Here is a 12288-nt window from a genome sequence, read left to right on the forward strand (position 1 = left end):
AGACCAAATATTTACACACTTATTTTGTAATATATCTAAATTTTTCTTTTATTTTTGCAATAATCCTAATTCTACATTATGAAAAAATTTCTACTTATTTTTCTACTTTTTATTTTAGGGGGCAATTTAACATTCGCTCAGCGAGATACAGATCACTGGATTGCACCCTTCTATGAATCTACATCCTATTCAGGAAGAATGCTGTATCTTTCAACAGATTCAGTACAACCATTCGATGTTACCATATACAGTAACAATATCGTTCGGGGAACAGTGACCATCAGTAAAGGATCACCTCAGACCTTTACCGTTTCTCAGGCATTTATCAGCGCATCTAGTACAAGTGAAGCATTTACGGTAATCAACAAAGGGTTATACTTAAAAGGCGAAAAGCCATTTTACTGTACTCTGAGAATTGCGAGCAGTACTACCCACGCCGAAATTGTTACAAGTAAAGGGAAAGCTGGTATTGGAAAAGAGTTTTTTGTGGCTACAACTCCTTCACCTTTCAACAGCTCAAGCAACAATTTCACAGCGGGCGTTTTAGCGACAGAAGATAATACCAATGTTACAGTTACATGGAGCCCTACTGCAAATATTACATTTATTGGCGCAACTCCGGCAACTAATACGCATACCTTTACTTTAAATAAAGGTCAGTCATTTATTTTTGCAGGTTTAGGAAATCCTGCCTCCAACATGTCTCTTTTTACTGGGGCAAAAATTGTTTCAGATAAACCAATTACCTTAACTAATGGAAACATTAACGGTAATTTCGGAACAGGATCATCCAGTGGTTCTGATTCTATTCTGGATCAGTCTGTACCTTTAGACAGACTTGGAAATACTTTCGCAATGGTAAGAACCAGATCTGCTACGGCTAATGATATTGAAGGAGGATTGATTATTGCTACAGAGAACGGAACTCAAGTTTATTTAAACGGATCTGCAACTCCTGCCGCTACTTTAGATCAGGGTGAATCATACAGAATATCCGGAAGTAATTATATTAATCAGGGTTCTGGTCACAGCAATATGTTTATCAGCACAACCAAAAATGTATACCTATACCAATTTGTATCTGTAAATAACAGCAACGCTACCTGTGGTTTCAATTATATTCCGCCATTAAACTGTTTTTTACCCCGAAAAATTGATGAAATTGGAAAAATTAATGAAATGCCTGCCGGAACAGGAGGTATAAGTACAACTCCATCAGGAACAATTATTAAATTGAATATTCTTACTGAAGCAGGTGCAACAGTAACGGTAAATAATGTTGCTCCTACAGCAGCACAAGGTCCTTTTCCTGTAACCGGAAATACCAACTGGGTAACCTACAGCCTGGAAGGAGTTACAGGAAATGTAACTGTTGTATCTGATAAAGCAGTTACTGCAGGAATCAACGGAGGATTCAGTACCGCAGGGTATGGCGGATATTTTGCAGGCTTCTCATCAATTCCTTTAATTGCAAAACAAACCGGAGACTGTATACCGGGATTGGTTCTTGAAGTGGATGACAGCTACGACACTTATCAATGGTTTAGAAATGACATCCCTATTCCGGGAGCCAATAGCAACTCATATACACCTACACAATCGGGCAACTATACCGTAAGAATTACTGTAGGATCATGTTTGCCTGCTACAACACCCGTATATAAAGTATTCACTTGTTTAGAAGAAACAACACAGACAAAAACAGTTTGTGAAGGTTATCTGAATATCGTACCAGAATTTACAACATCATCGCAGACATTTGTTCCAAGTACAGTACAAATTGTAACGCCTCCTGCTAATGGAACAGCATTAGTAAATTCTACCACAGGAGTTATATCTTACACCCCAAATTTTGGTTTTGCAGGTAATGATACTATTGTATACAAATTCTGCGGAAACGACCCTGAATTTGTGGATTGCGAGCAAATCACCCTTACTCTGACAGTAAGTGAAAGTCCTGTTGTAAACGAAGCTACTTTAAGAGTATGTTTCCTTGAAGATAATGTTGCTACGGGATTATTTAATCTAACTCAGGCAAATGTTACCATCCAGCCAGGAGTTACCAAAAAATATTACCCTTCTTTAACTGACGCCAACAACCAAACCAACGAAATTACCACTCCTGATAGTTACGTTGCTCCAAATGGAGTGGTGTATGTAAGAGTAAGCAATGCTAACGGATGTTACCGTGTTGCGAAAGTAACTTTAATTGTATTTCCGCCAACACAATCTACTGTTTTAGAAGATAAAGTAATTTGTATGGAAACCAGAACTACTTTGGATGCAGGACCTGGCTTCAATGGCTACGAATGGAGCACAGGAGCAACAACACAGACCATCACAAATGTTGGAGTAGGAACATATTGGGTAAAACTAAAAACTGGAGACTGTGTAACCAAGCAAACGGTAAAAGTATATGCTTCTGAGCAGCCTGTTATTTCCAGCATTGATATATCAACTAATAATATCACTGTGAATGTTACCGGAGGTGTTGCTCCTTATGAATATTCTATCGACAATACAAACTGGCAAGCGTCTAATGTATTTACAGATTTACCGAGAGGAGATGTGAAAGTATACGTAAGAGATACATTCAAATGTGTTCCAATTGAAGTTAATATTACGATTCCAAATATTGTTAATGTTATTACACCAAACTCAGACGGATTAAACGATGTCTTAGACTACTCTTCACTGGCAAACAAACCAAATCTTGTGTTTGATATTTTTGACAGATACGGAAACAGAATCCATCAAGGTAATAAAGAAAACGGATACAAATGGGATGGTACTACAAATGGCAGAAAGAGAGTTTCTACAGGAAATTACTGGTACAGCATCAGCTGGAACGAAAATAACAAAAACCAGACTCCAATTAAATTCCAGGGCTGGATTTTAGTAAAAAACAGAGAATAATCAGCTTAAAATTTTTATTCACATAAAAACCGCAATATTTTTTGCGGTTTTTTTTATTATTTTTAAAAACAATACTATATTTTATTGTTAAATTTGTGATAAACTCAAATCCAAAATGAAGAAAATTCTATCTTTTTTCCTTATTTTTTATATATTCTCTACAACCCTTGCCCAGCTGGATAGAGAACATTGGTTTGCGCCTATGATAGATAGAACAGGAAACCCAAATCCATATCAGAAATTATATCTGTCTACCAACCGGACCACTCCCTTTCCGGTAAGTATCTACAATAATAATGTATTAATTGGAACGGTAACAATCAGTAAAACGAATCCGCAAAGATTTGATGTTCTGAGAGATTACATTATTACAACCCAGCAATCAGACTTATTTACACCAGGTACAAAGGGCCTTTATCTTCAGGCAGATTTTCCTTTTTATGCTAATCTGAGGTTTTCAGTTTTTAATCATGCTGAAATTATCACATCGAAAGGTACAGCATCAAAGGGCAATACATTTTACGCAGCATCTGCTCCAATTACTGTCAGCAATGGAATTCTCAATTTTATGACCAGTATACTTGCAACAGAAGATAATACTAGTGTTACTATTTCAGGTTATAAACCAACCGTACAGTTTTCCAACGGAACAACCGGTCTTACCAATCCTACTTTAACTTTCACATTAAATAAAGGGCAATCCTATATTTTGGACGGAATTGGTAATATCACAGGAAACTTTGACGGATTTATCGGTGCCAAGATAGTTGCTACAAAACCGGTCAATGTCACCAACGGAAATTTCAATGGTCAATATGCAGGAAATCAGCCTTTGAGTTCAGATATTTTAATGGATCAATCAATACCGGTGACACAGCTTGGAAATACTTTTGCCCTGGTAAAAGGTAACGGTAACATCGGAAGTAACATGGAAGGTGCTCTGGTTATTGCAACCGAAGACAATACAACCATCTTTGTAAACAATGAGACCTTGCCTATTGCTACAATCAATACAGGACAATATTTCGTTATTCCAGATTCTAAATACATCCTTCAGGGTAACGGACACTATAATATGTATATTGTAAGCAATAAAAATGCTTATGTTTATCAAATGCTTGCAGGAGCCTCTACTACAGGAAATGAAGTGGCAACCGGCGGATTTAATTTTATTCCCGGGCTCAACTGCTATCTTCCCAAACAAATTGATGAGCTGGGATTCATTAATGAAAATTTTGTTCATACTAATGTGAATCCTTCGGGAATACTTAATATACCGACAAAACTAAATTTAATCACAGAAAGGGGTGCCGTAGTAAATGTAAACGGAGTTCCTCCACCTGCAGGAACAGGACCTTTCAATATGACAGGAACAAACAATTGGGTAACTTATGGAATCCCAAACACTACAGGAACAATCACGATTACTTCCACCAAAGCCATTACGGCAGGAATCAATGCAGGAAGTGATGCAGTAGGATATGGTGGATTTTTTGCCGGATTCCCTACTCAACCTGTTATTCTAAAATCAGGTGGTGACTGCGTTCCGGGAATTGTCCTTACTGTAGATCCTGTTATTTACGAGTCATATCAGTGGTACCGAAATGGTATTATAATTCCTGGCGCCACCTCTCCTACCTTTACTCCAACACAATCGGGTTTCTATACATGCTCAGTAACGATGGGAAGTTGTGCTCCGCTTGTTACAGTACAATACAAGGTGCTAAACTGTTTAAAACAAACGAATGAGACTTTAAATATATGTGATGTAAAAATTATACCGCCTACTTTTAGTACTTCTACACAGAATCCGGTGCCTTCAACCGTTGCTATCACTACGCCGCCTTCGTTAGGAACTGCTACAATAAATGCAACAACAGGAATTATTACTTATAATGCAACAAACCCTTCTGCCGGAGGAACAGATACCTTTACTTACACATTCTGTGGTAATGATCCCGATTTTCCAGATTGTGAATCTATAACAGTTACCATCAATTTACAGCCGGTAACGGTTACAAACGCAACACTAACATCATGCAATGTCAATAGTGTAGGAATATTTGACCTGACTACGGCAAACGTAACTGTGAATACTCCCGTTGTGAAAACTTACTATACGAGTTTGCTGGCGGCACAAACAGAAAATGCTGCCGGAGAAATTACCAATCCGACCATTCATTCCGCTCCGGCAGGAACCATCGTTTATGTTGTTGTTAAAAATTCTACGGGATGCAAAAACATCGCTCAGATTACTTTAAATTTATTTCCGTTAGCTGTTGTAAACGCAGCAAACATAGGAATTCAATGTGATGACAATTTAGACGGAGTAGTAAATGTTGTTTTATCAGATATTACTCAGCAAATCCTTAACAATCCGACCTATTTTACAACTGTAAGATATTATGCTCAGCTTTCGGATGCCAATCTTGGTAATAATAACACACTTCCAAATAACTGGAGTTTCAGTGCCAATACAACAATATATATTCGCGTAGACTCTCCCGATGGATGTGCACCTGTCATTCAGCCTGTAAATTTTACGGTTGGAGCTAAGCTCAGCTTGCTGACAAACTTGCTGGTAACAACCTATTGTGATGATGATCTGGATGGCAGCAAACAAGTTAATCTTTCTCAGTTCATCAGTCAGTTTACGACAGATCCGCAGGTTTCTGTAAGCTATCACGCTACTTTAGCAGATGCACAAAATGATGTATCTCCTATTAATGGAACTGTTACTCTCACCGGAACACATACTTATTTCATCAGATTTGAAAAAGCAGGAATTTGTCCCGATGTGGCAACATTAAGAATCACTCTTAAAACGCCTAAAAAATCTGATATACTCACAGACCAGATCATTTGTGCAAAAACACAGACAACATTAGATGCCGGTCCCGGATTTACGGCTTACCTGTGGAGTACAGGAGCAACAACTCAGTCCATATCAAATGTATCAGCAGGTAATTATTGGGTAGAGCTCAGTTTCGACGGCTGTGTTTATAAACAGTTTGTTACAGTTGCAGAATCTATATTGCCTGTGATTACTTCTATTGAAATTAACGGATCTACTGTAACAATAGGCGTGAGCGGAGGAAATCCTGCCTATGAATATTCTCTGGATGGCTTCAACTGGCAATCTTCAAATGTTTTCACAAATGTAACCAGAGGAACATACACCGTTTATGTAAGAGATTCCCTGAAATGTGAAGTTGTAAAAGAAGAATTTGTAATCATTGACCTGATTAATACTATTACACCAAATGATGACGGCAGAAACGATGTAATCAACTATTCTTCGTTAATGAATAAGAAAAATCTGGAGTTCAGAATTTTTGACCGTTACGGAGCAGAAGTTTTCCGAGGTACACCTACTAATAAGTTTACCTGGGACGGAACAATGAAAGGAAGACCTGTTCCTACAGCAACCTATTGGTATTTTATAAGCTGGACAGAACTTGGAGGTGTAACGACCGTAAAATATTCAAGCTGGCTTTTGGTAAAGCATAGAAACAATAGTCTTTGGGACAGATAATTTTATAACATTCCTTAACAGTTATTTTTAAAGTTTAATAAAATTTTAACCCTTCAGTTGAATAATATCAGCAAAGACTACTGTAATCTTATGTACTTTTGCATAAGATATGAATAAACTCATTACAATTTTATTACTTGTATTGGTAAGCAAATTTCAAGGGCAGATTTTTACCGGAGAGGTCTTTTTAAGAGACAATTCGGTACTGTACCTTAATCAGGTTTATGTTACCAATATTAATAAGCACAAAACTGTGCTTACAAGCTATAACGGAGATTTTAAGCTGTATGCTGAGCCGGGTGACGTAATCAGATTTACTTCTATTGTTACCGAGAGAAAAGATATCACACTTACTCCACAAATGCTGAATTCAAAAAACCTGATAGAATTAAAGGTGGCATATCATGACATTCAGGAAGTGGTCATCAGCAGATTCAGACCTACAGGAAATTTAAGATACGATGTAAATTCCATTAGAAAAGAAGATAAAGCTCTTGCCATTAAAAAAGCAATCGGTTTACCTGAGCCCAAAGGTGACGGTACTCCTCCTGAACTTCCGGTTGCGGGATTTCGTGATGGTGGTCTTACCTTAAGTATTGAAAGTATTTTTGATGTCCTGTCCGGAGAGAGAAAGAAAAAACAACGTCTTGCAGCTTATGAGAGAATGCAAAATTCTGTCACCCAGATTAAAAATTATTTAGGAAAAGACTATTTTACAAGATTTAAAATTCCCGAAAATTTAATTGATAACTTTCTGCAATTTGTCTATACCTCAGAAAATATTGAAGTATATGTACAGACCGGAAATTTTGAAGCTGTAAAGCTTCCAATAGAAAAATATCTGCCTATCTATCAGCGCCGACTTAAAAACTCACATTTACAGGAAGTTATCAATTAACTTATCTTGTATAATTATGTATTAAAAACACAACGAAGGAAAAATTATTAATTTAAAGTGATTTATTTTCTATATTTTATTTAATTTTAATGAAAACTAATAATTCATTATTTTAAATTAAATATTTGAAGATTAACTCCACTTCACCAATTAAAATATCAATGAAAAAGTTAGTTTTACTTTTTACAAGTCTCGTTTTTGTATCTTATTCTGCACAACGGAAAAATAAGGATTACAGCGATATTCTTAAAAGCAAAAACATTTACGAAATCAACGCATTTCTGAGAGATGCCCATCCTGATGATCCTAAAAGATCTGTACTTAAGCCAAGAGTAATGGCAATGATGAAGGATTATATCAAAGATGCACCGCCCGGCGACAGAAAGGTAAAAGAAATGCAGGAAAATCTTGCAAGACTTAAAAGAGGACCTTCTACAAAGATTTCTTTTGAAGAATTTAACGCTATTATCAAGCAGAAACAAATTCAAAAGTATCAACAGCAGCTTCAGGTAGGACAAGCGGCTATAGTCTATACACCCAGTACTCCTCAAAATGTGTACATTGCTGCTTCGGCATCAACAAAAGCTTCTGCCGCACCAATTCCCGATACAGAAGCGTCAGAGTTTAATATGCTTATGACTGAAAATCCTGTTGAGCATAAAAATAAAACTGTAAAAATCCTCAATTCATTATTTGACAATGATCCCAATGCAAAAGAATGTATCGTTTTAATTCAGAACAAATCAGACTGTAACATCATTGTAAGAATTGAGGGAATAGGACATACCAAATACAGACTTCCCGTTCCGGCTAACGGAGATAACTCAATCGTGGTAGAAAAGGGTGACTATCTTTTATCCAGCCTCGTTTGCGGCGCTCAGTATGCATCTCAGAAAACCATTCAGAAACCTTTGATGATTGCTTTAGGAAACTCTTCCAAATAATCATTCTCCATATTAAATAAAAAACTTAATGCTGCATAATTTTCGTAATTTTGCAGCATTTCATTTTATAATTCATGGGCAAAAATAAACTACGAAGATTCGCAGAGAATAAAATCTTACCAAATGTCATTCAACCAACAAGAGAAGAGGCACTAAATGGTTTTGAACTCAAAGGTAAGTGGAGAGAAAATTTCTTCAGAAACAATCAGCCAATCGTTCTAGAATTGGGCTGCGGAAAAGGAGAATATTCTGTAGGTCTTGCAAAAACATTTACCGATAAAAACTTTATCGGAATTGATATAAAAGGTGCAAGATTTTGGTTTGGTGCTAAAGAAGCCGTAGAAAACAACATGAAAAATGTCGCTTTCCTGCGATCTCAAATTGAGCTGGTTCATTATTATTTTGCTGAAAATGAAGTTGACGAAATCTGGATTACTTTTCCTGACCCTCAAATAAAATTTAAACGGACAAAACACAGACTTACGCATCCTGATTTTCTAGAGCGGTATAAAAAATTCCTTAAACCAGGCGGAATCATTCATCTTAAAACAGATTCTGAGTTCTTCCATGGTTATACATTAGGATATTTGCAGGGCGCAGGTTACGAAATCATTACTGCTCATCACGACATTTACGGAGCATTGGAATATGATCCCGACACTCCCCATCTACGCGATATAAAAACACATTATGAAGAGCTGTTTTCAGCAAAAGGAAAAACAATTACTTATATAAAATTCAGAATTAACTAACCAAAAAACACAATTGATGAAGAAAAAATGGACTACCGTTTTGTTCTTCAGTCTCATAGTTTCTTCCTGTGCTGTAAATACTGCAAAGGAAGAAATACTTAAAAGTGCAAACATCAATGAGATTGAAGAATATCTTTCTAAGGCTCATCCTGAAGATCCTAAAAGGAAAATTCTTAAACAGCGCATTATAGCCCTCAAAAACGCCGAATGGACAAAAGGTAAAAAAGATGCCAAACCTATGGAAGCCAGACCTGTCTTCGTAGATCTGCCCACCATAAGTTCAGCTAAAAAGAACAATGAGCAAAAGGAGGAGCTATTCAAAAAATTAATGACCGAAAATTCTGAACAGCACAAAGAAAAGACGGTAAAATTGCTTAACTCTTTATTTAATGAAGACATCAGCAGCAACGAGGCAATCCTCCTTATAAAGAATAATTCCGACTGCAATCTGGTACTGGAAATCTCCGGAAAAAAGTTTTACCATCTTCCTGTTCCCGCAAAAGGAGAAAATTCTATTGTAGTGAATAAAGATGAGTATAATCTATCCGGAAGCCTGTGTGATGTATTATACCAAAATAAAAAAGAAATCGGTAAAAATCTAATGATGGTTTTGAATAATCCCGGCTATAAAAACAGCCAGCAAAACATAGCAAAGGAAACAACAAAACCAGATAGGGATTTAAAAAATCTTAATCAAAGTCAAAATAAAAATTTACATAAATCTAAAAAAAGAAAATAACAAAAAAACCGCTGAAATTCAGCGGTTTTAATATTTAAAAGAATAATCAAAATTATTCAGCAGAATCGAAATCTGCATCTTTATCAGCAGATACTACTTCTCCTTCTTCTTTAGATTTTTCTTTATCAGCTTTTCTCTGGGACTGACCTTCTTTGATAGAATCTGAAACAACGCTCAAGATCATATCAATAGACTTAGAAGCATCATCGTTTCCTGGGATAACGAAGTCTACTTTCCTTGGGTCAGAGTTGGTATCAACAATACCGAAAACTGGGATACCTAATTTCTTAGCTTCAGTTACAGCGATATGTTCTCTCATGATATCTACAACGAAGATTGCAGAAGGAAGACGAACCATGTCAGAGATAGAACCTAAGTTTTTCTCTAAATTAGCTCTTTGTCTGTCTACCTGTAATCTTTCTTTTTTAGATAAAGTTTCGAACGTACCGTCTTTTTTCATTTTGTCGATAGAGTTCATCTTCTTTACAGCCTTTCTGATCGTTACAAAGTTTGTAAGCATACCTCCTGGCCATCTTTCAGTGATGTAAGGCATATTAAGTTCAGCAGCGTGTTTTGCAACAACTTCTTTCGCCTGCTTTTTAGTAGCTACGAAAAGAACTTTTTTACCTGCAGAAGTTAATTTTTCTAAAGCGTTACAAGCTTCATCCAATTTAACTGCTGTTTTATGTAAGTCTACAATGTGAATACCGTTTTTCTCCATAAAAATGTATGGAGCCATATTTGGATTCCACTTTCTAGTCATGTGACCGAAGTGTACACCAGCCTCTAGAAGGTCTTTTACATTTGCTTTTGCCATGTTTTCTGTTTTTGTTAGTTTACTTTCCGTTTTTTAAACAATCAACAACTTCTTTAGATGGGAGAAGCGTTTGGATGCTAAACGTAACGGGCAATTTTAAATTTAGATTAATAGATTTCAGATATAAGATACCAGACAAGAAAAGGTCTGAAATCTGACATCTCCAAATCTGATGTCCGAAAAAAATTAACGTTTTGAGAATTGGAATCTCTTTCTTGCTTTTTTCTGACCTGGCTTCTTTCTTTCCACCATTCTTGCGTCTCTTGTAAGTAAACCAGCTGGTTTCAAAGCTAATCTGAACTCAGCGTTGATTTCGCATAAAGCTCTTGAAATACCTAATCTGATAGCTTCTGCCTGACCTGTATTTCCACCTCCGAATACGTTAACAGTAACATCGTACTGACCAACAGTTTCAGAAAGAATGAACGGCTGGTTTAATTTGTAAACCATAACGTCTGTAGAAAAATATTCTTTAGCATCTTTACCGTTTACTGTAATGTTTCCAGAACCTGGTCTTACATAAACTCTTGCTACAGAAGTTTTTCTTCTTCCGATTTTGTGAACTATAGACATAATTAATTATTTAATTTCGTTAACATTAATTGTTTTTGGCTGTTGAGCTTCATGCTTGTGCTCAGTTCCTTCATATAAATAAAGGTTCTTCAACAATGCAGATCCTAATCTGTTTTTTGGAAGCATACCTTTTACAGATTTTTCCAATACTTTTAAAGAATCTTTTTTCTGAAGTTCTGCAGCTGTCATAGACTTCTGACCACCAGGATAACCTGTATGCCAGATATACGTCTTATCGTTCCACTTGTTTCCGGAAAGAGTAACTTTCCCAGCATTCAAAACAATAACGTTATCACCACAATCTACGTGAGGTGTAAAGTTTGCTTTGTGCTTACCTCTCAAAATCTTTGCAACCTTAGAAGCAAGTCTTCCTAAAGGTTGTCCTTCAGCGTCTACCACAACCCATTCTTTATTAGCAGTAGCTTTGTTCGCTGAAACAGTTTTGTAACTTAATGTATTCACACGTTTTAGTTAAAGATTAAACATAATTTGCCCCTAAAAGGGTGTGCAAAGGTACAAATATTTTTCTATTCTGAAAATATATTTAAATTAAAGTATTGAAAATAATGATAATAAGTAAGTTATCATATTCAATAGTAATGATGACAACTGAAAATAATTGCTGTAGTGTTAATTGCGCAAGGACTTAGTAGCTCTGAAACTCGCAATTAAATAATAAGCTACAAAAACAGTAGAAAATTTCAAAATCGACGGAATAGCCAGTTCAAGATTGAAAATCAAAGCTCCAACCGCCACCAACAGTGCCATTACCCCAAAAGATGAACCCATCTTCTGAAAAAGGGAGAATTTAGGATTATCCAGAAAATAAGCCATTCCCCAAGCAAGACCAAAAGCAACAGCATAATACAATTCCAGACCAATGTTTTCCCCATCAATGAAGAAATAATTAATCAAAAAACTAATTACCGTTCCCAATCCAAAATAGATCAATGCTCTTTTCATTATAAATTTTATAGTGCAAAAATAGAAATTTTAAATCTACCAAAGAAAATATGCCCTCTTAAAATGCAAAACAGAACAAACGTTAGTTAATTGTAAAAAAATAAAATACATCAAAAATATAAATCATTGAAAAACAAAATACTAACTCAAA

General features: G+C 36.0%; 10 protein-coding genes. 6 read left to right on the plus strand and 4 right to left on the minus strand.

The annotated features are described in order from the left end of the window. Window positions 1–78 precede the first annotated feature (78 nt). From AC0NBN_RS04090 to AC0NBN_RS04115, 6 genes are all read left to right on the plus strand, one after another. Window positions 79–2916, plus strand: a complete 2838-nt coding sequence (locus AC0NBN_RS04090) for a T9SS type B sorting domain-containing protein (RefSeq protein WP_143885213.1) — start codon at window positions 79–81, stop codon at window positions 2914–2916. 115 nt (window positions 2917–3031) lie between these two features. Next, on the plus strand, window positions 3032–6451 hold the full coding sequence (locus AC0NBN_RS04095) for a T9SS type B sorting domain-containing protein (protein WP_160813566.1): 3420 nt from the start codon (window positions 3032–3034) through the stop codon (window positions 6449–6451). Between the two features lie 109 nt (window positions 6452–6560). Next, the gene (locus AC0NBN_RS04100; protein ID WP_160813565.1) at window positions 6561–7349 is read left to right on the plus strand and encodes a hypothetical protein; all 789 of its coding nucleotides are present in this window, start codon (window positions 6561–6563) and stop codon (window positions 7347–7349) included. Window positions 7350–7510: 161 nt separating this feature from the next. Then, a complete protein-coding gene (locus AC0NBN_RS04105; RefSeq protein WP_143885216.1) occupies window positions 7511–8293 on the plus strand; it encodes a DUF6759 domain-containing protein in 783 nt (260 codons plus the stop codon). Window positions 8294–8367: 74 nt separating this feature from the next. Beyond that, window positions 8368–9045 carry a tRNA (guanosine(46)-N7)-methyltransferase TrmB gene (trmB, locus tag AC0NBN_RS04110; protein ID WP_160813563.1) on the plus strand — a complete coding sequence of 226 codons (678 nt, stop codon included), beginning with the start codon at window positions 8368–8370 and terminating at the stop codon, window positions 9043–9045. Between the two features lie 16 nt (window positions 9046–9061). Beyond that, entirely contained in the window at window positions 9062–9784 is a 723-nt protein-coding gene (locus AC0NBN_RS04115; protein ID WP_474467161.1) for a DUF6759 domain-containing protein, read from the plus strand. Window positions 9785–9836: 52 nt separating this feature from the next. Here AC0NBN_RS04115 and rpsB read toward each other — a convergent pair whose 3' ends face one another. The 4 genes from rpsB to AC0NBN_RS04135 form a co-directional block, all read right to left on the minus strand. Further along, the gene (gene rpsB, locus AC0NBN_RS04120) at window positions 9837–10601 is read right to left on the minus strand and encodes a 30S ribosomal protein S2 (protein WP_089744153.1); all 765 of its coding nucleotides are present in this window, start codon (window positions 10599–10601) and stop codon (window positions 9837–9839) included. 186 nt (window positions 10602–10787) lie between these two features. After that, window positions 10788–11174 (minus strand): 30S ribosomal protein S9, encoded by a 387-nt coding sequence (gene rpsI, locus AC0NBN_RS04125; protein ID WP_047373582.1) that lies wholly within the window; start codon window positions 11172–11174, stop codon window positions 10788–10790. A 6-nt stretch (window positions 11175–11180) separates the two neighbouring features. Further along, window positions 11181–11636, minus strand: coding sequence for a 50S ribosomal protein L13 (gene rplM / locus AC0NBN_RS04130; RefSeq protein WP_089744155.1), 456 nt, complete (start codon window positions 11634–11636; stop codon window positions 11181–11183). Window positions 11637–11804: 168 nt separating this feature from the next. Further along, window positions 11805–12137: a hypothetical protein gene (locus AC0NBN_RS04135; RefSeq protein ID WP_160813562.1), complete on the minus strand. Its 333-nt coding sequence runs from the start codon at window positions 12135–12137 to the stop codon at window positions 11805–11807. Between the last annotated feature and the right edge of the window lie 151 nt (window positions 12138–12288).

It is taken from the genome of Chryseobacterium sp. L12 (assembly GCF_056133985.1).